A 22,008-nucleotide genomic window follows, 5' to 3' on the forward strand; every position below is an offset into this window, starting at 1 on the left:
CGGCCAGGAGCGACTTTCGCGGCCCGCGCTGCGCGCAGTGGCCGCCGAACGTGCGTATGGCCGCAGAAGTTCACGACGTCGAGGACGGTGCACGCATGACCCTCGAGACGATGCCCCTCAGCAAGGCGCTGAACTCGGGTTTGCGCCGGGCGCTCGAAGACGACTCCAAGGTCCTGCTCATGGGCGAGGACATCGGCAAGCTCGGCGGTGTCTTCCGGGTCACCGAGCACCTGCAGCGCGACTTCGGCGACCGCCGCGTGCTCGACACCCCCCTCGCGGAGTCGGGCATCGTCGGCACCGCGATCGGGCTCGCGATGGCCGGGTTCCGTCCGGTGATCGAGATCCAGTTCGACGGTTTCGTGTTCCCCGCGTTCGACCAGATCACGACCCAGCTCGCCAAGCTCACGAACCGCCACGAGGGCAGGATCAGCCTGCCCATCGTAATCCGCATCCCCTACGGCGGGCACATCGGAGCGGTCGAGCACCACCAGGAGAGCCCCGAGGCCTACTTCGCGCACACCCCCGGCCTGCGGGTGGTGTCGCCGTCGACGCCGAACGATGCGTACTGGATGATCCAGGAGGCCATCGCGTCGAACGACCCGGTGATCTTCATGGAGCCGAAGAGCCGCTACTGGCAGAAGGGCGAGGTCGAGCTCGACGCGTCCGCCGCCCCGCTGCACTCGTCTCGCGTCGTGCGCACGGGATCCGACGTCACGCTCGTCGGACACGGAGCCATGGTCACGACCCTGCTGCAGGCGGCCGCGCTCGCCGAGGCCGAGGGCACCAGCTGCGAGGTCGTCGACGTGCGGTCGCTGTCTCCGGTCGACTACGAGCCCATCCTGAGCTCGGTGCGCAAGACCGGACGCATGGTCTACGCCCAGGAGGCCCAGGGCTTCGTCAGCATCGGCAGCGAGATCGCCGCGACCGTCATGGAGCGCGTCTTCTACGCGCTCGAAGCTCCCGTGCTCCGCGTCTCGGGATACGACACTCCGTTCCCGCCCGCGAAGCTCGAGGGCACCTACCTCCCCGACGCCGACCGCATCCTCGAGGCCGTCGACCGTTCGCTCGCCTACTGATCTCACCCTGATCTCACCGTTCCGAAAGGACCGCACATGAGCACGCAGAACTTCAACCTCCCCGATGTGGGCGAGGGCCTGACCGAGGCCGAGATCGTGGCATGGAAGGTCGCGCCGGGTGACTCCGTCGCCATCAACGACGTCATCTGCGAGATCGAGACCGCCAAGTCGCTCGTCGAGCTGCCGTCGCCGCACGCCGGAGTCGTCGGCGAGCTGCTCGCCGCCGAGGGCGCGACCGTCGAGGTCGGCTCGCCGATCATCACCTTCGTGACCGATGCGCGCGACGACGCCGGACCCGGCAAGATCGCCACCGCGGAGGCCCCCGCGCCGGAAGAGGGCGGCGGGTCGGTTCTCGTCGGCTACGGCACGGGCGGCGGTGCGACGTCGCGGCGCAAGCGTCCGGCGGAGCGCCCGGTGCGCTCGTCGGTCGGCGTGATCGCGAAGCCGCCGATCCGCAAGCTCGCCCGCGACCTGGGTGTCGACCTCACCACGGTCACGCCCACCGGAGCCGACGGCGAGGTGACCCGCGACGACGTGATGACCCACGCCTCGCAGGCCAGCGTCTTCCGCAACATCGAGACGCCCGAGTGGGGCGCCGTGCGCGAAGAGACCGTGCCCGCACCGCAGAGCACGCCGGCGGGCCTCGCCCGTGGAGTGTCGGCAGCGCCGGCATCCGCCCCGGTGTCCGACGACCGCACCGAGTCGATCCCTGTGAAGGGCGTGCGCAAGGCGACCTCGTCGGCGATGGTGCAGAGCGCGTACTCCGCTCCGCACGTCACCGTGTGGAAGGAGATCGACGCGAGCCGCACGATGGAGCTCGTCAAGAGGCTCAAGGCATCGCCCGACTATGCCGACATCCGCGTCTCGCCGTTGCTGATCATGGCCCGCGCCGTCATCTGGGCCGCACGTCGCACCCCGATGGTGAACGCTGCGTGGATCGAGACCGAGGGCGGCGCGGAGATCGCGGTGCGTCACTACGTGAACCTCGGCATCGCCGCGGCGACGCCTCGCGGTCTGCTCGTGCCGAACATCAAGGACGCGCAGGACCTCAGCATGAAGGACCTCGCCCGCGCTCTGAACAGGCTCACCCTGACGGCGCGCGAGGGCAAGACCAGCCCCGCCGACCAGCAGGGTGGCACGATCACGATCACCAACATCGGTGTGTTCGGGATGGATGCCGGTACCCCGATCATCAACCCCGGCGAGGCGGGCATCGTGGCCATGGGCACGATCAGCCAGAAGCCGTGGGTCGTCGACGGCGAGGTGCGCCCCCGCTGGGTGACCACGGTCGCAGGCTCGTTCGACCACCGCGTGATCGACGGCGACGGTATGAGCCGCTTCATCGCCGACGTGGCATCCGTGCTCGAGGAGCCCGCACTGCTCGTGGAGTGAGGCGGACAGCGGGGATACAGTGGCGGAGAACCGTGATGACCGCCCCGACAGAACGGACTCAACGCGGATGAGGATCGAACCGACTGCCATCACCCTCGGAACCTCCGGCCTCGGCCGGCATTCGGAGCCGGGATCCGCCGAGGAGAGAGCGGCCGTCGATGTCGCCATCGACCTGCTCACGAGCAGGCACGGGTTCGTGGACACGTCGAACAACTACTCGGCCGGTCGATCCGAAGCCGTCATCGGCATCGCGCTGCGCGAGCTGGGGATGGACGGTTCGCGAGTCATCTCGAAGGTGGATCAGGACCCTGAGACGGGCGTGTTCGACCGAGACCGCGTCCTCCGCTCGTTCGAGGAGACGACCGCGCGGCTCGGGGTCGACCGGCTTCCGCTGTTGCACCTGCACGACCCGTACTCGGTGTCGTTCGAGGACACGATCTCGATCGGGGGCGCGGTGCAGGGGCTCATCGAACTGCGGAGCGCCGGCGTGGTGGACGCGATCGGTGTGGCGGCGGCTCCGGTCCCGCTGATGGCGAAGTACGTCGAGACGGGGGTGTTCGACGCCGTGCTGATCCACAACCGATTCACGCTCGTGGATCACTCGGCTGACAGTGTGTTCGCCGACGCCAAGGCACGCGGCATGGCCGTGTTCAACGCTGCGCCCTTCGGTTCGGGACTGCTCGTCAAGGGGCCGCATTCCGGTGCGCAGTACGCCTATCGACCTGCCGGCGAGGAGCTGCTGAGGTGGACCGAGCGTCTGCAGCGCGTCTGCGCCGACCATGGAACGTCGATGGCTGCCGCAGCGCTGCACTACTCGCTGCGGTCCCCGCTGGTCGACTCCACAGTCGTCGGGGTGTCGAGACCGCATCGTCGTGAGCAGCTCGACGAGCTGGAGCAGGCGGAGGTCCCGGAGGCGCTGTGGGGCGCCATCGAGAGCCTGGGGTCGGCGCCTTCCCCGGTGGACGACAGCGACTACGCCTGACGCAGCTCCGCGAGCGCAGTGATCTGCGCGGTGCCGGGGTCCCAGTGCCGCACACTGCGCGCGTGAGCGTGGATGTCGCCGCCGATGAGATCCAGCGCGTCCGCCAGATCGGTGACCCGCAACCGTCGGGCGAGGGCGACGTGCGGCATCCACTCGCCCGGCGCGGTATGCGGGGCATCGTCACCCGGCCCGACGGCGGAGAGGATCGTCTCGCGGAGGTGGATCAACTCCGCACGGGGAACGATGCTCCGCGCCAGCACACGGCGATCTCCGGAGCCGAAGAGCAGGGGAGCGCCCAGCGTGATCGGGAACGACGGGATGCCGGCGAAGACATCTGGTCCGGGCGGTGACAGGTCGACGCGTGCGACCAGCGTGATGTGAGGGCGGTTGCTCGCCGACGTGTGCCCCGCGAGGCTCGACAGGCCGCGCGCCGCGAGAGCATTCCATTCGGCCCGGACCGCGGCCTCGGCCCCTGCGTCGAGGAGCAGTTCGATCGATGACGGGGAGCGCTGCGGCTCTGGTTCTCGCACGACGTCAGCTCACCGCGCTGAGCCGCCGCTCCGCGAGCAGCGGCACGGCCACCTCGCGCGCCGCCCTGCGCGCGGTCGCGACGGCGCCGATCGAGACGACCTCGGCGCCCAGCGTCGAGGCGAGGATCTCGGGTGCCGGCAGGTGCAGCTGGGCCGGCAGCACCTCGCGCGCAGCCGTGAGAACGGGGGCGATGCTCTCGGCCACCGCCCCGCACACGATCACGCGGGAGGGGTCGTACATGCTGCCGAGCACGCCGACCACACGGGCGAGCGTCGCGCCGACGCGGGAGGTGGCCAGGAGCGCATCGGCATCGCCGGCTGCCGCCGCCGTCAGCACGGCGCGGGGGTCGATGCGCTCCTCGCGTGCGAGCCGCCCGATCGGGGATTCGAAGGAGATCTCGCCGCTCTCGACCGCCGCCCGCACCTGATCCTGCAGGGCGTAGCGCAGACCGAAGGCCGAGCCGACGCCGATGATGTGGTCGAACACGACACCCTCGCCGACTCCGCCGTGAGCGCCGTGCAGCACGTGGCCGTCGACCACGACGCCGCCGCCGAAGCGTTCGCTCGCGAGCAGGGCGACGTAGTCACGGCATCCGATGGCTGCGCCGGCCGAGCCCTCGGCGATCGCGGCGAGCTGCGCGTCGTTCTTGATCTCCACGACGGGGGCCCAGTCGGCGAGCGCCTCGGCGAGACCGGGGTTCGTGCGCTCCCAGAAGCCCTCGGGATGCGGCGGAGAGATGCCCGCCCGGTCGACGGGCGCGGCGACGCCGACGCAGATCGCGAGCACCGCCTCGCGCGAGACCTCGGCCTCGGCGAGCGCGTGCTGCATCTGGTCGAGGATCGTGGCACGGCGTGCTGCCGCGGTCTGCGTCGGGTCGAGGTCGGTGCGGTGGTGCACGAGAGTGTGGTCGGTGGGGTCGGCGACGGTCACCGCGAGGTGGGTGTCTCCGGCATCCACCCCGATGACGACGCCCAGGTCGGATGCCAGCACGAAACGTCGCGCCGGGCGTCCTGCGCGGTAGCTTCCGGCGGCGCGGGCGTTGGGCAGCTCGCGCAGCACCCCGGCGTCGACGAGGGTGTCGATCCCGTCGATCGCTGTCGAACGGGTCAGCGAGGTGCTCGCCATCGCCTCGGTCGCGGTGAACTCCCCGGCCGCCCAGGCGAAGTCGAGGATGGCGCCGACGCTGGCTCGTCCGGTGCCGAGACCTGCGGAGACTTCTGTCACGGGCCTTGACCTCACTCTCGTCCAGATGAGAGAGTACCGTTCATCAAAGTAAATTCGCTCACTAGATTTAGTCTGCGGATCTACAGGACGAAAGGACGACGGTGTCTGTGAAACCCCCACGCCCGGCGCAGCTGGTGGCCGGTGCGGCCGCGCTCGCCCTGGTCGGAGCGGCTCTGACCGGCTGCTCGACGGCCGGCGGAACCGAGACCATCCGCTTCACGTTCAGCAAACGCGAGGCGATCGAGTTCATGACAGAGCTCGTCGCCGAGTACAACTCCTCGCAGGACAAGGTGCGCGTCGAGATCGACACCTCGGGTGTCGACGTCGTGTCGGCGAGCTTCGTGCGCGGCAACCCGCCGGACATCATGCTGGCCAACTACAACTACGAGATCGCCCGGTTCGTGCAGCGCTGCGCGCTCACGGATCTCTCCGACACCGAGGCCGCCTCGACCATCCGCGACGACCTGCAGCCGCTCATGGAGCAGTACGGCTCGTGCGAGGGCCGCACCAGCGCGCTGCCGTACTCGGTGATGGGCGCGTCGGTCATCTACAACAAGCAGATCTTCGACGAGCAGGGCCTCGAGGTCCCGCAGACGTGGGACGAGCTGCTCGCGGTGTGCGACCAGCTGAAGCAGGCGGGAATCGACCCCTTCTATGCCACCTTCAAGGACGACTGGACCGTCGCGCAGGGCTGGTATGACTACACCGCCGGCGGCTCGGTCGACGTGATCGACTTCTTCGACACCCTCGCGGAGGAGGGTACCGAGGTCGGTCCCGACTCCGAGGTGTCGTTCGAGAAGGACTTCGCCGAGCCCATGGACCGCATGATGACCCTCGCGACCGAGTACACCAACGCGGATGCCGCGAGCCGCGGCTACGGCGACGGCAATCTCGCATTCGGCAAGGGCGAGGCGGCGATGTACCTGCAGGGGCCGTGGGCGTTCAGCGAGATCGAGAAGACGGCTCCCGACCTCGACCTCGGCACCTTCCCGCTGCCGATGACCGACGATCCCGCCGACCTCGGCGTGCGCGTCAACATGGACCTCGCCGCGATGATCCCCGAGGGGTCGCAGCACCAGGAGGCAGCAGGTGACTTCCTCGAGTACCTGTTCCAGCCCGAGAACATCGAGGCCTACAACGCGTCGCAGCTCGGGTTCACCCCGACGAAGGACGCACCGGCCCCGGACGACCCTCGGATCGAGGGAATGATCGAGTACTACGACAACGGCCAGATCTATCAGGGACCCTCGGTGCTCGTGCCCCGAACCCTGCCGGTCTTCAACTACGCGCAGGCGATGGTGCTGGGCGCGTCCCCGACCTCCACGTTGCGCACCATGGATGCCGACTGGGCGAGGATCGCGTTCCGCGCTCCCATCCCGTCGACCCAGGACAACGCCTCCGGTGAGGACTCAGCATCCGGCGAGACAGAGGAGTCCACGCCATGACGAACACCGCTCTGCCCAACCCGGCAGCCCCCAACCCCTCGTCGTCGAGGCCGACGGCGGGCACGATCACGAAGCCCAACACCCCCACGACCGACACCACGGCGATCATCACGGGAGGCACCCGCAAGCTCGGTCGCCGCACCCGCAAGGTCGAGCCGATCTACTACCTGTTCCTGCTGCCGACGCTGGTCATCTTCACGCTCGCGATCACCGTGCCCGGCATCATGGGCATCTTCTTCAGCTTCACCGACTCGATCGGCATCGGCGAGTGGAGCTTCAACGGGCTGACCAACTACATCGCGATGTTCAGCGACCCGGCCATCCTGCAGAGCTACCTGTTCACGTTCGGTTTCTCGATCGCCACGGTGATCGTCGTCAACGTGATCGCGTTCCTGCTGGCGGTCGGGCTGACCTCCCGCATCCGGTTCAAGACGGGGCTGCGCACGATCTTCGTGATCCCCATGGTGATCTCGGGCATCATCATCGCCTACGTCTTCAACTTCCTGTTCTCGAACTCGATCCCTGCCGCGGGCGCCGCCACCGGCATCCCGTGGCTCTCGACCAGCCTGCTCGCGAATCCCGATCTCGCGTGGGTGGCGATCGTCATCGTCACCGCGTGGCAGGCGGTTCCGGGCACACTGCTCATCTACATCGCCGGCCTGCTCTCGGTGCCGGGCGAGGTCTACGAGGCAGCCAGCATCGATGGAGCGAACAAGAGGCAGCAGCTCTTCCGCATCACGCTTCCGCTCGTCGCGGGGTACGTGGTGATCAACGTCATCCTGGGCTTCAAGGGCTTCCTCAACGCCTACGACATCATCGTCGGCCTCACCAACGGCGGTCCCGGCACCGCCACCCGCAGCGTCGCGATGACGATCATCGCGGGCTTCAACGGCGGCGACTACGCCTACCAGATGGCCAACGCGACGATCTTCTTCATCGTCGCCGTGCTCATCTCCCTGCTGCAGCTCTCGCTGACCCGCGGAAGGAACGCACTCTGATGTCGACGCAGACACTCACCACCATCCCCACCTCGGGCAAGAAGCCGCGCGTCCGCATGGAGCGCGTCAACTGGTCGGGCACGATCATCCTGATCCTGTGTGCCGTCACCGTGCTGCTGCCGCTGTACGTCACGATCTCGATGGCGTTCAAGACCACGGGTCAGGCGGTCGACGGCAACGCGTTCTCGCTGCCGGCGCCCTTCAGCATCGACGGGTTCGTCGAGGCCTGGAATCTCACGAAGTTCCCGGTCGGCGCGGGCATCTCGCTGCTGGTCACGGCCGGCACCGTGATCGCGACGATCGTGCTCGCGGCCTTCGCGTCGTACGCGATCGTCCGCAACTGGGACCACCGCCTGTTCCGCTGGTCGTTCTTCTACCTGCTCGCCGCGATGTTCATCCCGTTCCCCGTGGTGGCGCTGCCGCAGATCCAGCTGACCGGCTGGGTGGGACTCGACAACCCGTTCGGCGTGATCATCCTCGCGACGATGTTCCAGCTGAGCTTCAGCGTGCTGCTGTTCACCGCGTTCCTGCGGTCGATCCCGATCGAGCTCGAAGAGAGCGCCCGCATCGACGGCGCCACCACCTGGCAGACGTTCTGGCAGCTGATCTTCCCGCTGCTGGCGCCGATGAGCGCGACGGTCGGCATCTTCGCCTTCCTCTACGCCTGGAACGACTTCATGATGCCGTCGCTGATCATCTCCGATCCCGCGCTGCAGACGCTGCCGGTGCGGCAGAACCTCTTCCAGACCCAGTTCAGCAACAACTACAACGTGTCGTTCGCCTCGTACCTCATGGCGATGGCCCCGGCGATCCTGGCCTACCTGTTCACGCAGCGCTTCGTCATGGAGGGCGTCACACAGGGCGCCGTCAAGGGCTGACACGTCGCCCCCCCCAGACCGCAACACGAAGGAGCAACACCCCTCATGACCGATGCGCTTCTCACCGAGACCCGCGACGACACGACGGCCGCATGGTGGCGCCAGGCCGCCGTCTACCAGATCTACCCCCGCAGCTTCGCCGATGCGAACGGCGACGGCCTCGGTGACATCCCTGGCATCGTCTCGCGGGCCGACTACCTGCGCGACCTCGGCATCGACGCCGTGTGGCTCAGCCCGTTCTATCCGTCGGCCCTGGCAGACGGGGGCTACGACGTGGCCGACTACCGCGACGTCGATCCGCGCCTGGGCACGCTCGACGACTTCGACGACATGGTCGCGGCGCTGCACGAGCGCGGCATCCGCGTCGTGGTCGACATCGTGCCGAACCATTCGTCCGACCTGCACGAGTGGTTCCAGGAGGCGCTCGCCGCAGGCCGCGGCTCGGCGGCCCGCGAGCGGTACATCTTCCGTGAGGGATCCGGTCCCGACGGCGCGGAGCCGCCGACCGACTGGACCGCCGCGTTCGGCGGATCGGCGTGGGAGCGGGTCGATGACGGCCAGTGGTACCTGCACAGCTTCGCCCCCGAACAGCCCGACTTCAACTGGGACCACCCGGAGGTGCGCGAGGACTTCCTGACGACGCTGCGCTTCTGGTCGGACCGCGGGGTCGACGGCTTCCGCATCGATGTCGCCCACATGCTGACGAAGGATCTGACCGAGCCGCTGCCCAGCACCGCCGATCTCGAGTTGCTCCCGCACGACGGCAACCATCCGCTGCACGACCGCGACGACGTGCACGAGATCTACGCCGAGTGGCGCCGGGTCTTCAACGAGTACGACCCGCCCCGCACCGCCGTGGCCGAAGCCTGGGTCAGCACTCCCGAGCGCCGCGCACGGTATGCCTCGGCCGAGGGGCTCGGGCAGGCGTTCAACTTCGACCTGCTGGTCGCCGACTTCGACGCGACGCAGTTCCGCACGATCATCACCGACAACCTCGCGCAGTCCGAGGCCACGGGGTCGTCGACGACGTGGGTGCTGTCGAACCATGACGTCACCCGTCACGCGACGCGCTACGGTCTCGCGCCGCTCGAGGGGCGCACCGGAGTGAAGCAAGGGGTCGAGTGGGTCGCGGCCGGCGGGCCGGAGGATCAGCTCGATCGCGAGGCGGGTCTTCGCCGAGCGCACGCCGCGACGCTGCTGCTGCTCGGCCTCCCCGGCAGCACCTACCTGTATCAGGGGGAGGAGCTCGGCCTCCACGAGGTCGCCGACGTCGCGCCCGAGCAGCGTCAGGACCCGGCGTTCTTCCGTGGTGCCGTCTTCGACGGACTGGGACGGGACGGATGCCGCGTGCCGCTGCCCTGGACCGCATCCGGACCGTCGTTCGGCTTCGGATCCGCTGAGGCGCACCTGCCGCAGCCCGCGTGGTTCGCCGAGTCCGCGGTCGATGTCGAGGCCGCCGATCCGTCGTCGACGCTCTCGCTCTACCGGGAGGCGCTGCGGTTGCGGCACGAGCTGCAGACCGAGGAGAGCCTGGAATGGATCGAGACCGGCCGGCCCGATGTGCTGCGCTTCGCTCGCCCGAACGGCTGGCAGATCGTGACGAACTTCGGCACCGAGCCGTTCGACCTCGGAGCGGATGCCGCCGATGTCGTCCTCGGCACGGTGGTCGACGGGGCGGTCCCGGAGGACTCGACCGTGTGGATCGCGCCGGGTCTCCTCGGCTGAGCCGGTCTGATTGCAGGACGAAAGCACGGATGCAGGGCGAGAACACGGTTTCTCGTCCTGCATCCGTGCGTCGGCCCTGCAATCGATCGTGGAGCGTGCCACCCCAGCCCACCGATTTGATAATGGTTCTCATTAGCGTTTAGAGTGGGGGACATGAAGAAGCCGTTCGTCGCCCTCGCCCTCGCATCCGTCGCCGCACTCTCGCTGGCCGGATGCTCGACCACCCCCGCTGCGGGAGAGGGCGGCGACGGCGGAGCGGTGACGGTCGTCGCGAGCACCAATGTCTACGGTTCGCTCGCCGAGCAGATCGGCGGCGACCGCGTCGACGTGACCTCGATCATCACCTCGGCCACGCAGGACCCGCACTCGTACGAGGCCTCGGCCCGTGACCGCCTGACGGTGCAGAAGGCCGACCTCGTGATCGAGAACGGCGGCGGCTACGACGGCTTCATCGACACCCTGCTGCAGGATGCCCAGGACCCGCACATCGTCACCGCCGTCGAGTTCTCGCACGATTTCCCGGGCAACGAGGGTCACTCCGATGAGGAGGGCGCGACCGAGGAAGAGCACGATCACGACCACGCCGAGGGTGAAGAGGGGCATGAGGGCCACAATCACATCGAAGGCTTCAACGAGCACGTCTGGTTCGACCCGCACACGATGATCCACGTGGTCGAGGCGATCGCCGATGAGCTTGCCGAGATCGACCCCGACGGCGAGGCGGAGTTCACCGCCAACGCCGAGGACATCGTCGCCGACCTCGAGGGCTTCGAAGCCGACCTCGAGACCCTCAAGACGGATGCCGCCGGCGCCGATGTGATCATCACCGAGCCGCTGCCCGGCTACATCGCCACCGCCGCCGGACTCACCGATGTGACCCCCGAGGGATTCGCGGAGTCGGTCGAGGAGGGCAGCGATGTCGCCCCCGCGACCCTGCTCGAGACCCTGAACGTCGTCGCCAGCGGCGACGTGGCAGCCGTGCTCACCAATGCGCAGACCGGCGGGGCCGAGACGCAGCGCGTCGAGGATGCCGCGACCGCCGCCGGCATCCCTCTCGTCGCGTTCACGGAGCTGCTGCCCGAAGGATCGTCGTACTCTGAGTGGATGAGTGACGCGATCCAGAGCCTCGCCGACGCGCTCCAGTCGTGAGCGCCGCCGCCGACGCGCGGGCAGGAGCCGAGAAGTCGAACCCCGTGCTCGAGGTGCGGGGAGCCGCCCTCCAGCGCGGTGACCGGGAACTGTGGTCGGGCCTCGACCTGACCGTCGAGCCCGGGGAGTTCATCGCCGTGCTCGGACCGTCGGGTTCGGGCAAGACCACGCTGCTGCGCAGCATCCTGGGCCTGCAGCCGCTGTCGGCCGGCGAGATCTCGGTCGCCGGCGGGCCGGTGCGCAAGGGCAACCCGCGCATCGGATACATCCCGCAGCAGCGCTCGCTGGCTCCCGACACGAGCATGCGAGCCCGCGATCTCGTGGCGCTCGGCGTGCAGGGCAGCCGCTTCGGCTTCCCGATCCCGCACCGCGGCGACAAGGCCAAGGTCGATCAGCTGCTCGCCTCGGTCGGAGCCGCGCACTACGCCGACCGCCGGGTCGGCCTCCTGTCGGGCGGTGAGCAGCAGCGACTGCGCGTCGGTCAGGCGCTCGCCGACGAACCCGCCCTGCTGCTGTGCGACGAGCCGCTGTCGAACCTCGATCTCGCGAACCAGGTCGCGATCACCGACATCATCGACCGCCAGCGTCGCGATCGCCGCGCCGCTGTGCTGTTCGTCACCCACGACATCAACCCGATCCTCGGCCGCGTCGATCGCATCCTCTACATCGCCGGCGGTCGCTTCGTGCTCGGCACCCCCGAAGAGGTGCTGCAGACCCGAGTGCTCACCGAGCTCTACGGCACCCCGGTGTTCGTGCTGCGCGCCGGCGACCGACTCGTCGTCGTCGGGGTGCCGGATGCCGAGCCCCACCACCTGCACGACCACGACCACGGAGGTGCCGCATGACCGTCATCACCGGCATCGTGCCTGCGGTCGACTGGAGTGACGTGTTCTCGTTCCAGGACTACGGCGAGCTCGTCGCCCTGCTCGCGAACTCGATCATCGCGGGTGCGGTGCTCGGCATCGTCGGCGGACTGATCGGCGTCTTCGTGATGCAGCGCGACCTCGCGTTCGCGGTGCACGGCGTCAGCGAGCTCTCGTTCGCGGGTGCCGCCGCAGCGCTGCTCTTCGGGGGCAGCGTGGTCGTCGGATCTCTCGGCGGTGCGCTCGTGGCGGCGATCCTGATCGGCGTCCTGGGGGCCAAGGCCCGAGATCGCAATTCGATCGTCGGGGTGCTCATGCCGTTCGGCCTCGGCCTCGGTATCCTCTTCCTGTCGCTCTACGACGGGCGCAGCGCCAACCGCTTCAGTCTGCTGACCGGACAGATCGTCTCGGTCTCGAGCCCCGACCTCGGGTGGCTGCTCGGCATCAGCATCGTCGTGCTGCTCGGGCTGCTGCTCATGTGGAACCCGCTGCGCTTCGACTCGCTCGACCCCGAGTCGGCCGCGGCCCGCGGTGTGCCGACCCGCGCGGTGAGCCTGCTCTTCATGGTGCTGCTCGGTCTGATCGTCGCGGTCAGCGTGCACATCATCGGCGCCCTGCTCGTGATGGCGCTGCTCGTGACTCCCGCGGCGGCCGCCATGCGCGTCTCGGCCGGGCCGGTCGCGGTGCCTCTGCTCGCGGCGCTCTTCGGGTTCGTGTCGGCCGTCGGCGGCATCCTGCTCGCCCTCGCGGGCACGCTGCCGGTGAGTCCGTACATCACGACCCTGTCGTTCACGATCTACGTCGTGTGCTGGATCATCCAGCGCGCCCGAGGCGGCGTGCGCCGCGTGCGGGCCTGACGTTCCCAGGGCCCGGCAAGGGCGGCGCGCCTAGAATCGTGGGTATGGCTCAGCGGAACACCTGGCAGCGCGATCGCGTGCGCGAAGCCCTCGCCGACGCGCGAGGATTCGTCAGCGCGCAGAATCTGCATGCCTCGCTCCGCGACGACAACACCGGCATCGGCCTCGCCACGGTCTATCGGGCCCTGGCCGGACTCGCCGCAGCCGGCGACGCCGACTCGCTGCAGAGCCCCGAAGGCGAGGCGCTCTACCGCGCCTGCACGACGCAGGGCCACCACCACCACCTGATCTGTCGCAACTGCGGACTCACGGTCGAGATCGAGGCGACCGACGTCGAGCAGTGGGCGCACCGCACCGCAGCCCTCCACGGCTTCACGGATGCCGCGCACGTGGTCGACATCTTCGGGCTGTGCGCCTCCTGCACCAACAAGCGGGACGCCGAAGAGGCAGCGAACGCGTGACCACCCAGGCCGCTCCACGGACGGTGCACTCGCACCGGCCCTCCCGATCGCCGCGCTCGCCGTGGATCGGGGTCGGCCTCGGCGCCGCGATCGTGCTCGCGCTCTTCCTGATCGACCGGTTCCTTCCGTCGCTCTTCACCGCCAGCCTGCCCAGCAGGGCTCAGGACGGACTGACCCTCGCCCTGAGCGTGCTCATCGAGGCGCTGCCGTTCGTGATCCTCGGCGTGCTGCTGTCGATCGTCGTCCAGGTGTGGCTGCCCGCCGACGTCATCCACCGCTGGCTGCCGAAGCGCGCGTGGGCCCGGCGTGCGGTGCTGTCGCTGCTCGGCATGCTCATCCCGGTGTGCGAGTGCGGCAACGTGCCCTTCGCCCGCGGCCTCATGATGCGCGGGCTCGCACCGGCCGAGGCGCTGACGTTCCTGATCGCCGCCCCGATCGTGAACCCGATCGTGATCCTGACCACGCACGCGGCATTCGGCTTCGATGACGGCATCCTGGTGGCCCGTCTCATCGGCGGATACCTGATCGCCAACCTCATCGGCTGGATCTACAGCCGCCACCCCTCGCCCGACTCGCTGCTCACCCAGCGGTTCATCGACACCTGCGACCGCGTCACGCACGAGCACGGCACACCGGTGCGCCGCAGCCTCACGCAGTTCCTCGTCGAGCTGCGCGCCGTGATGCCCGCGCTCGTGATCGGGTCGGCGCTCGCCGGAGCGGTGCAGGTGCTGATCCCGCGCGAGGTGCTGCTGGCGATCGGCTCGAACCCGGTGCTGTCCATCCTGGCGATGATGGCCCTCGCGATGACCGTCGCGATCTGCTCGAACGTCGACGCCTTCTTCGCCCTGTCGTTCGCCTCCACCTTCTCGTCGGGCGCGCTCGTGGCGTTCCTGCTCGTCGGCCCGCTCGTCGACGTGAAGATGCTCGCTCTCATGCGCACGACCTTCACCACCCGCACCCTCGTCGGGATCGTCGGCGTGGTGCTGTTCGCCGCCTTCGCGATCGGGATCGGGGTGAACGTCCTTGTCTGATCACGCGCACCCCACGCAGGCCCGCTCGCGCGCCCGTGCCCTGGGCACCCGCTGGCTCGGCATCGGTCTCGCCACGGTGATCTCGGTCGTCACGCTCGGACTCGGCCTGACCGGTCGCCTGAATCTCTACATCAGCCCCGAGTCGGTGTGGTTCGCCTGCGCCGCGGCCGTCGTGACTCTTGCCGGAGCGATCTGGTCGTGCACCCTGCCGCTCGGCGAAGAAGGCGACCACGGACACGATCACGGACACGGCACGGATGCGGATGCCGAGCCGTCGCCTCGCCGCAGCCTCGCCCTCGTGGGCACGGTCACCGGAGGTGTCGTCGCCTCGGGTGTCGTCATCGCAGCACTCGTGCTGCCGCCCGCATCGCTGTCGGTCGAGCTGGCGATGTCGCGGGTCGGAGAGCAGACCGCGCTGTTCGCCGGGGCCGACGATGTGACCCTCGGGGTCGCCGACACCGCGACCTTCGGGGTGGGCGACTGGGCGAGCGTGTTCGCGACGGCGACCAACACCGCCGCCTACGACGGCAAGACGGTCACGCTGACCGGCTTCGTCACCCCCACGGATGCCGACGGCGTCAACCTCACGCGCCTCGTCATCACGCACTGCGTGATCGACGCGCAGCCGGCGACGCTGCCGGTGACGATCGACGCGGGAGAGTTCGACACCGGCCAGTGGGTCGAGGTCGAGGGCACGGTCAAGGCGGATGCCGACGGCTCGCTGCACGTCGAGCCCACCACCGTCACCGCGATCGACGAGCCTCAGGACCCGTATGAGTACTGACGACGAGCGCCCCGACCTCCCGGCGGTGCCGCGCACGCGCGCCGAGCTGCGCGCCGCCCGCGAGGCGGAAGCGGCCGCTGCTGCCGCGGATTCCCCGTCGCCGTCGGTGAGCGACGCCGGCGCAGCCGAACCCACCGCCGAATCGCCGGACGAGGGCGGCGGGGCAGAGCGAGCCGGAACGTCTCCTGCGACCGACACGCCTGTCGTCTCGCCTGCGGCTCGCGGGGCTCGCGGGGCCGGCGGCGAACGGCCGACGCGTTCGACCTTCGTCCCGCCTGATGCGGAGTCCACAACGTCGTTCGCGGCTCACTCCACGACCGACTACGCGCCCCCGGCGCCGGTGCAGCCGAAGGCCGAGAAGAAGCCGAAGGCCGAGAAGAAGCCCAAGCCGGCGAAGGCCGCCAAGCCCGCAAAGGCCGCCAGGCCCGAGAAGCCCGCCAAGCCGGAGAAGCCCGCGAAGCCCGAGAAGTCCGACACCCCGAGCGACCGCCGGTTCCTGCTGGCGCTCGGCGCTGTGCTCGGCATCCTCGTGCTGGTGGGGGCGGGACTCGGCGTCGTCAGCCTCACCCAGGGACCCCGCATCACCGAGGTGCAGGTCGACCCGACCGAGGCCATCGAGACCTCCGGCAGCCGGGTCATCCTCACCGCGAACCAGTCCCTCGCCGCGATCGACGAATCGCAGGTGACGGTCGATCCCGCCGTGCCCTTCACCCTCGACGCCGCGGGCCGCGGCATCGGCATCCGCTTCACCGTGCCGCTCGACGATGACACCGAGTACACGGTGAAGGTCGCCGATGCGGTCGGCGCCGGAGGCGGCCCGAGCGCCACGCTGTCGACGAGCTTCTCGACTCCGGCATCCCACATCTTCCTGCTGCGCCGAGACCCCGACGGGAACGACCAGATCTTCCGCACCGACCTGTCGGGTGAGAAGGCACAGCCCGTGTTCGCGGCCGACAAGATCAACGACTTCCGCGCGACGTCGTCGCAGCTCGTGGTCTCGGTCGAGGAGGACGAGGGCTCGAAGCTGCTCGTGATGGACCGCGACGGCACGGATCAGCGCGAGCTCGAGCTGCCCGGTGTCGGATACGTCGGGGCGATCCAGGTCTCCGACCGCGGGGGTCTGGTCGGCTACAGCTACTCCGACAAGGAGCTCAGCGATACGGAGGGGCGCGCCAGCGTGCTCGTCACCCAATCGCTGAGCGGCGACGACGAACCGGTGGTGACAGAGGTCGGGGGCAAGGAGGCGAACATCTTCGTCTGGCAGTTCGTGCCGGACAGCTCCGCCGTGCTCTTCATCGACTTCGACGGTGCGCTCTCGCTGGTCGACCGCTCGACCGATGCGGGAGTGCAGTCCCTCGGACTCGCGACGATCATCCAGGGCATCTCGCGGGGCACGTACACGGCGATCGTCGAGCGACTCGACGGCACGGTGGTCGAGCTGAACCTCGCTGACGGGTCGGAGGTGCCGCTCGAAGCATCGACTCCCGACTACGGCACCGCGATCACGATCACGCCGTACCCCGGCGGCACCCTCCGCCACGTGGTGTCGCGCGACGAGAACGGTCTGCCCGTCGGTCAGGCGGTCATCCGGGTCAACGACGAGGGCGCGGCGACACCGCTCGTCGAGGTCGATTCGACCGACTCGATCCTGCAGGCCTGCGCGTCGCCCAGCGGTCAGTACGCCGCGGTCGTCATAGCGCCGGAGCTCGCCGACAACCCCTACGACCAGATGCTGCTGCCGCTGCCCGAGAACCTCGAGACGCACCTGCTCGACCTGCGCACGGGTGACGAGATCGTGGCGCTCACCGGCTTCGACGCCTCGTGGTGCCAGACGGCCCCCCAGTTCTGAGCCCATGCCGACGGATGCCCTGCACCGAGCGACCCGCGCCGAGCTGAGCGGGCTGCCGGTCGAGGTCGCTCCGCTGCTGCTCGGCGGCGAGCTGCGCACCGTCGTGGCCGGCTCCGAGGTGCGACTCCGACTCACCGAGGTCGAGGCCTATCACGGGCAGGGCACGGGACCGGCGGCCGACCCCGGGTCGCACGCGCGCATGGGGCGCACCGCACGCAACGCGACGATGTGGGGCGAGCCGGGGCACCTGTACGTCTATCTGAGTCACGGCATCCACTCGTGCGTGAACGTCGTCTCGGGCCTCGAGGGTCAGGCGGGCGGGATCCTGCTGCGTGCGGGCGAGGTGGTGCACGGGGCGGATGCCGTCGCGGTGCGCCGCCGTGCGACGCCCCCTCTGACGGCGACTGCGCTGCGCGACCTCGCGCGGGGGCCCGGTCGATTCGGCCAGTCGGCGGGCCTGCGGCATCCGATCCACGACGGCATCGACGCGATCACCGGAGCGGAGTTCGCGGGCGCCCGCGCCGAGCTGTGGCTGCGTGACGAACCGGTGACCGATGTGGCGACCGGGCCGAGGGTCGGTGTGGCCGGCATCGCCGGGACCGCGGCATTCCCCTGGCGCTTCTGGATCTCCGGCGACCCGACGGTCTCGCCGTTCCGCTGGGGGAGGGGCGCTCAGGCCGAGTCTCTCCACACCACGGGCGTCGGCAGCATGATCCCTTCGCGCGGACGCTGATCGTCGCGCAGCTGCGCGAGGACGGATGCCGCGGCCGCGGCCCCGAGACCTTCGGCAGGCTGGTCGACGGTCGAGAGCAGCGGGGTGGTGCGCGTCGCCCACGTGCTGTTGTCGAAGCCGACCACGCCGACGTCATCCGGCACACGCCGTCCCGCTTCGCGCAGCGCCCACATCGCTCCGGCGGCCACTGCGTCGGACGCGGCGAAGACTCCGTCGATGTCGGGTGCTCGGTCGAGCAGTCGCCTCATGGCGGCGGCTCCGTCGGCGTAGGAGTACAGCGGCACCTCTTCGACGAGGTCCGGATCGAAGTCGTCGCCGAGAGCGTCGGTGAATCCGGCGAGTCGATCGGTGCCCGAGTCGCGGTCGAGGGCGGCGGCGATCATGCCGACCCTCGTGCGACCGGTCGCCAGCAGACGTGAGGTGACGGCCTGCGCGGCGCCGCGGTTGTCGACGCCGACCCAGGCGGCATCGACGTCGGGTGGGTGGCCGACGTAGGCGACAGGCAGGTCGAGTCGCATCACGGCCTTGGTGATCGGATCCTGCGCTCGGGCCGAGACGATCACAGCGCCGTCGACGAACCCGCCGTTGAGGTAGCGGGCGACGCGTTCGGTGTCTCGCACCGAGTCGACCACGAGGCAGACCATCTGGTAGTCCGCCTCGGAGAGAGTCTCGTTCGTGCCGAGCATGATCGCGCCGATGTTGGGGTCTTCGAGGAACAGCGCGTGCGGCTCGTGCACGATGAACGCGATGGCCTGGGTGCGCTGTCGCACGAGGTTCTGGGCGGCGGTGTTCGGCACGTAGCCGACCTCGCGGATCGCCTCTTCGATCGCGGTGCGCGCGGCGTCCGACACGTAGCCGCCGTTGATCACGCGGCTGACGGTTCCCCTGGAGACTCCGGCGACGCGCGCGACATCGTGCACGGTGCTGCGACGACGGGCCGAAGTGCTCATGATCGACAGCCTAGCGACCCGGACTTGACGGGATTCGCCACGACATGCGACGATGTGTGCACGTTCACAGAAATCCCGATCACTGTTTCGACGCAGCGAACTGTGCACGTGCACACATGATCCGCAAAGGAGCGTCACCGATGGCCGCCGCTGTGTCCGACCGCATCGCCACCCTCTCCGCAGGGCGCGGCCTCGTCTTCGGATGCGACTACAACCCGGAGCAGTGGGACCGCAGCGTCTGGCCCGACGACGTGCGGCTCATGCAGCAGGCAGGCGTGGGTCTCGTGGCGATCAACATCTTCGGCTGGTCGTCGATCAACCCCGCCAGGGGAGTGTGGGACTTCGCGGCGCTCGACGAGATCATCGCGCTGCTGCACGCCGCGGACATCCGCATCAACCTCGGCACCGGCACGGCCTCGCCCGCACCGTGGCTCACCGCGCAGCATCCCGAGATCCTGCCGGTCGGCGAAGACGGGACCGTCTTCCAGCAGGGGGGTCGTCAGGGGTACTGCCCGAGCTCGCCCCTCTTCCGCGCGTACGCCGCGGAGGTCGTCACCCGTGTCGTCGAACGCTACGGCGACCACCCGGCCGTCGCGCTCTGGCACGTGTCGAACGAGCTGGGCTGCCACAACGCGCTCTGCTACTGCGACACGAGCGCCGAGGCCTTCCGTGGCTGGCTGCGCGAGCGGTACGCCGACATCGACGCGCTGAACCGCGCGTGGGGCACGACATTCTGGAGCCAGCGCTACAGCGACTTCGACGACGTGCGGGTGCCCGCTCAGGCCCTCTCGCTGCGCAACCCGGGGCAGATCCTCGACTTCCAGCGCTTCAGTTCCGACGAGCAGCTCGCGCTCTACCGCGCCGAAGCCGCGATCCTGCGCGAGCGGAGCGACGTGCCGGTGACGACCAACTTCATGGTCACCGCGCACATCCGCAACCTCGACTACTGGTCGTGGGCGGGCGAGATGGATCTGATCGCCAACGACCACTACCTCGACCGTCGCCTCGACGACGCGCGGGGCGAGCTCTCGTTCGCCGCCGACCTCACCCGAGGCCTCGCCCAGGGTGCGCCGTGGCTGCTCATGGAGACGTCGACCGGCGCAGTGAACTGGCAGCCCTACAACCTCGCCAAGGCTCCCGGTGAGCTGCAGCGCAACATCGCCGCCCACATCGCGCGCGGCGCCGACGGCATCTGCTTCTTCCAGTGGCGGGCGTCGACCCAGGGCGCCGAGAAGTACCACACGGCACTCGTGCCGCACGCGGGCGAGGACTCCGACCAGTGGCGCGAGGTCGTCGCGCTCGGCGGACTCCTCGATCGCCTGGGCGAGGTCGCCGGGACGCGCGTCGTCGCCGACGCCGCACTGTTCTTCTCCTGGGAGAGCTGGTGGGCCGCCGAGAACGAGGGCCGTCCGAGCGAGGCGCTGACCTACCTCGGCCAGGTGCATGCCGCGCATGCCGCGCTGGCGGATGCCGGCATCACGACAGACGTCGTGCGCCCCGGCGCCGACCTCGACGGCCACCGCCTGCTGATCGTCCCCGCGCTGCACCTCATCGGCGATGCGGATGCCGCGGCGATCGCCCGCGCGGTCGAGAACGGCGCGACAGCACTGATCACCTTCTTCAGCGGCATCGTCGACGAAGAAGACAGAGTGCGCACCGGCGGCTATCCCGGCGCGTTCCGCGACCTGCTCGGCATCCGCTCGGAGGAGTTCACGCCCCTGCGTCCCGACGAGACCGTCACCCTGACCGACGGCACGACCGCGACAGTGTGGAGCGAGCGCCTGAAGGCCACGGATGCCGAGGTCATCGCGTCGTTCGTCGACGGCCCCGCCGCCGGACGCCCCGCGATCACGCGGCGCGCGACGGGAGCGGGCGAGGCCTGGTTCCTCGGCACCCAGCCCGCTCGCGAGGACTACCGCGCACTGATCGCACGGCTCGCCGTATCCGCGGGTGTCGCGCCCGTCCCCGGCGCCGGACCCGACGTCGAGATCGTGCGCCGCACCGGCGATGCCGGCTCGTTCCTGTTCGTCATCAACCACGGATCCACGGATGCCGAGGTCGCGGCCGCAGGTCACGACCTCGTCACCGACGCCCGTGCCACCGGCCTGGTGCCGGCCGGTGCGGTCCGCATCATCAAGGAGGATGTATGACCACCACGCTCGCCGCTCCGGCGGTCGCCTCAGCGCCGAAGGCGCCGGGCCGCCGCCGACGGATCCCGCACAAGGGCGCCATCGCGTTCCTCATCGTGCCCTTCGGCGTGCTGTTCGCGCTGTTCTACGTCGTCCCCATCGCCTACGCGTTCTGGCAGTCCCTGCTCGTGGTCGAGCGCGACGGCACCTTCGGCAAGGCCGAGCAGGTGTTCGGCGGCTTCACGCAGTACGTGCTCGTCTTCCAGAACGAGGCCTTCTGGGCATCGATGGGGCGGATGCTGACCTTCGGCGTCGTGCAGGTGCCGGTCATGCTCGGCCTGGCCCTGCTGTTCGCGCTGCTGCTGGACTCGCCGCTCGTCCGCGGCAAGCGCTTCTTCCGCCTCGCGTTCTTCGTGCCGTATGCGGTGCCCGGTGTCATCGCCGCGATCATGTGGGGCTCGCTGTTCTCGCCGAACCTCTCGCCGTTCACCGCGATCACCAAGAACATCGACTTCCTCGGGGCAGACCTCGTGCTGTGGTCGATCGCGAACGTCGTGACGTGGGTCTACGTCGGCTACAACATGCTGATCATCTACTCGGCGCTGCTCTCGATCCCGCAGGAGCTCTACGAGGCGGCCATCCTCGACGGCGCCGGACAGTGGCGCATCGCCTGGTCGATCAAGATCCCGCTGGTGCGCCCGGCGATCGTGATGACCGCGATCTTCTCGATCATCGGCACGCTGCAGCTGCTCGCCGAACCACAGGTCTTCCGTTCGTTCAGCTCGGCGGTCACGAGCACGTTCACCCCGAACATGACCGTCTACGCCACGGCATCCATCCCGAACACCAACCTCGCGGCCGCGTTCTCGGTCGTGCTGGCCGTGACGACGTTCGTGCTGTCGTTCGGATTCATGAAGTACATGCAGCGCAAGGAGCAGAACGCATGAGCAC

The 22,008-nt window shown here is 69.3% G+C and carries 20 protein-coding genes; 17 read left to right on the top strand and 3 right to left on the bottom strand.

The features are described 5' to 3' along the window. Window positions 1-95 precede the first annotated feature (95 nt). From AB0P11_RS13375 to AB0P11_RS13385, 3 genes are all read left to right on the top strand, one after another. Window positions 96-1,076 carry an alpha-ketoacid dehydrogenase subunit beta gene (locus tag AB0P11_RS13375; RefSeq protein ID WP_363522429.1) on the top strand — a complete coding sequence of 327 codons (981 nt, stop codon included), beginning with the start codon at window positions 96-98 and terminating at the stop codon, window positions 1,074-1,076. A gap of 36 nt (window positions 1,077-1,112) precedes the next feature. Then, window positions 1,113-2,468 (top strand): dihydrolipoamide acetyltransferase family protein, encoded by a 1,356-nt coding sequence (locus AB0P11_RS13380; RefSeq protein WP_053098139.1) that lies wholly within the window; start codon window positions 1,113-1,115, stop codon window positions 2,466-2,468. Window positions 2,469-2,535: 67 nt separating this feature from the next. Further along, entirely contained in the window at window positions 2,536-3,450 is a 915-nt protein-coding gene (locus AB0P11_RS13385; protein ID WP_363522431.1) for an aldo/keto reductase, read from the top strand. Here the strand turns inward: AB0P11_RS13385 and AB0P11_RS13390 are convergent. Both AB0P11_RS13390 and AB0P11_RS13395 read right to left on the bottom strand, forming a co-directional pair. After that, the gene (locus AB0P11_RS13390; RefSeq protein WP_230100917.1) at window positions 3,441-3,980 is read right to left on the bottom strand and encodes a 2'-5' RNA ligase family protein; all 540 of its coding nucleotides are present in this window, start codon (window positions 3,978-3,980) and stop codon (window positions 3,441-3,443) included. The two genes, AB0P11_RS13385 and AB0P11_RS13390, sit on opposite strands and share 10 nt — an antisense overlap. A gap of 4 nt (window positions 3,981-3,984) precedes the next feature. Beyond that, entirely contained in the window at window positions 3,985-5,205 is a 1,221-nt protein-coding gene (locus AB0P11_RS13395; RefSeq protein WP_230100918.1) for an ROK family protein, read from the bottom strand. Between the two features lie 101 nt (window positions 5,206-5,306). On the opposite strand from AB0P11_RS13395, the gene AB0P11_RS13400 reads away from it, so the two are divergent. The 12 genes from AB0P11_RS13400 (at window position 5,307) to AB0P11_RS13455 (ending at window position 17,978) form a co-directional block, all read left to right on the top strand. Beyond that, a complete protein-coding gene (locus AB0P11_RS13400) occupies window positions 5,307-6,650 on the top strand; it encodes an extracellular solute-binding protein (RefSeq protein WP_083569407.1) in 1,344 nt (447 codons plus the stop codon). Next, the gene (locus AB0P11_RS13405; protein ID WP_230100920.1) at window positions 6,647-7,648 is read left to right on the top strand and encodes a sugar ABC transporter permease; all 1,002 of its coding nucleotides are present in this window, start codon (window positions 6,647-6,649) and stop codon (window positions 7,646-7,648) included. The genes AB0P11_RS13400 and AB0P11_RS13405 overlap by 4 nt, the downstream gene beginning before the upstream one ends. Continuing rightward, window positions 7,648-8,526 carry a carbohydrate ABC transporter permease gene (locus AB0P11_RS13410; protein WP_053098134.1) on the top strand — a complete coding sequence of 293 codons (879 nt, stop codon included), beginning with the start codon at window positions 7,648-7,650 and terminating at the stop codon, window positions 8,524-8,526. The genes AB0P11_RS13405 and AB0P11_RS13410 overlap by 1 nt, the downstream gene beginning before the upstream one ends. A 45-nt stretch (window positions 8,527-8,571) precedes the next feature. Beyond that, window positions 8,572-10,251: a glycoside hydrolase family 13 protein gene (locus AB0P11_RS13415; protein WP_363522435.1), complete on the top strand. Its 1,680-nt coding sequence runs from the start codon at window positions 8,572-8,574 to the stop codon at window positions 10,249-10,251. Window positions 10,252-10,404: 153 nt separating this feature from the next. Next, window positions 10,405-11,400, top strand: coding sequence for a zinc ABC transporter substrate-binding protein (locus AB0P11_RS13420; protein WP_072592100.1), 996 nt, complete (start codon window positions 10,405-10,407; stop codon window positions 11,398-11,400). Beyond that, window positions 11,397-12,245 (top strand): metal ABC transporter ATP-binding protein, encoded by an 849-nt coding sequence (locus AB0P11_RS13425; protein WP_295104374.1) that lies wholly within the window; start codon window positions 11,397-11,399, stop codon window positions 12,243-12,245. The genes AB0P11_RS13420 and AB0P11_RS13425 overlap by 4 nt, the downstream gene beginning before the upstream one ends. Further along, complete coding sequence (locus tag AB0P11_RS13430) at window positions 12,242-13,120, top strand: metal ABC transporter permease (RefSeq protein ID WP_187249213.1); 879 nt, start codon at window positions 12,242-12,244, stop codon at window positions 13,118-13,120. Before AB0P11_RS13425 ends, AB0P11_RS13430 begins: the two co-directional genes overlap by 4 nt. Before the next feature lie 44 nt (window positions 13,121-13,164). Then, complete coding sequence (locus AB0P11_RS13435) at window positions 13,165-13,581, top strand: transcriptional repressor (protein WP_042540517.1); 417 nt, start codon at window positions 13,165-13,167, stop codon at window positions 13,579-13,581. Then, entirely contained in the window at window positions 13,578-14,612 is a 1,035-nt protein-coding gene (locus AB0P11_RS13440; RefSeq protein WP_150115130.1) for a permease, read from the top strand. Before AB0P11_RS13435 ends, AB0P11_RS13440 begins: the two co-directional genes overlap by 4 nt. After that, the gene (locus tag AB0P11_RS13445; RefSeq protein ID WP_232224497.1) at window positions 14,605-15,396 is read left to right on the top strand and encodes a TIGR03943 family protein; all 792 of its coding nucleotides are present in this window, start codon (window positions 14,605-14,607) and stop codon (window positions 15,394-15,396) included. Before AB0P11_RS13440 ends, AB0P11_RS13445 begins: the two co-directional genes overlap by 8 nt. Then, complete coding sequence (locus AB0P11_RS13450) at window positions 15,386-17,245, top strand: Ig-like domain-containing protein (protein ID WP_363522439.1); 1,860 nt, start codon at window positions 15,386-15,388, stop codon at window positions 17,243-17,245. Before AB0P11_RS13445 ends, AB0P11_RS13450 begins: the two co-directional genes overlap by 11 nt. 4 nt (window positions 17,246-17,249) lie before the next feature. Beyond that, window positions 17,250-17,978, top strand: a complete 729-nt coding sequence (locus AB0P11_RS13455; protein ID WP_363522441.1) for a DNA-3-methyladenine glycosylase — start codon at window positions 17,250-17,252, stop codon at window positions 17,976-17,978. On the opposite strand, the gene AB0P11_RS13460 is transcribed toward AB0P11_RS13455, so the two are convergent. Next, a complete protein-coding gene (locus AB0P11_RS13460) occupies window positions 17,918-18,928 on the bottom strand; it encodes a LacI family DNA-binding transcriptional regulator (protein ID WP_056275400.1) in 1,011 nt (336 codons plus the stop codon). The two genes, AB0P11_RS13455 and AB0P11_RS13460, sit on opposite strands and share 61 nt — an antisense overlap. A gap of 140 nt (window positions 18,929-19,068) precedes the next feature. Here AB0P11_RS13460 and AB0P11_RS13465 point away from each other — a divergent pair, with 140 nt between their 5' ends. Together AB0P11_RS13465 and AB0P11_RS13470 are read left to right on the top strand one after the other, a co-directional pair. Beyond that, window positions 19,069-21,078 carry a beta-galactosidase gene (locus AB0P11_RS13465; RefSeq protein WP_363522443.1) on the top strand — a complete coding sequence of 670 codons (2,010 nt, stop codon included), beginning with the start codon at window positions 19,069-19,071 and terminating at the stop codon, window positions 21,076-21,078. Then, entirely contained in the window at window positions 21,075-22,004 is a 930-nt protein-coding gene (locus AB0P11_RS13470; protein WP_053098126.1) for a sugar ABC transporter permease, read from the top strand. Before AB0P11_RS13465 ends, AB0P11_RS13470 begins: the two co-directional genes overlap by 4 nt. The last annotated feature ends 4 nt before the right edge of the window (window positions 22,005-22,008 follow it).

Origin of the sequence: Microbacterium sp. NPDC079176, from assembly GCF_040686675.1 — a bacterium.
In the GTDB taxonomy this organism is placed as follows: Bacteria; Actinomycetota; Actinomycetes; order Actinomycetales; family Microbacteriaceae; genus Microbacterium.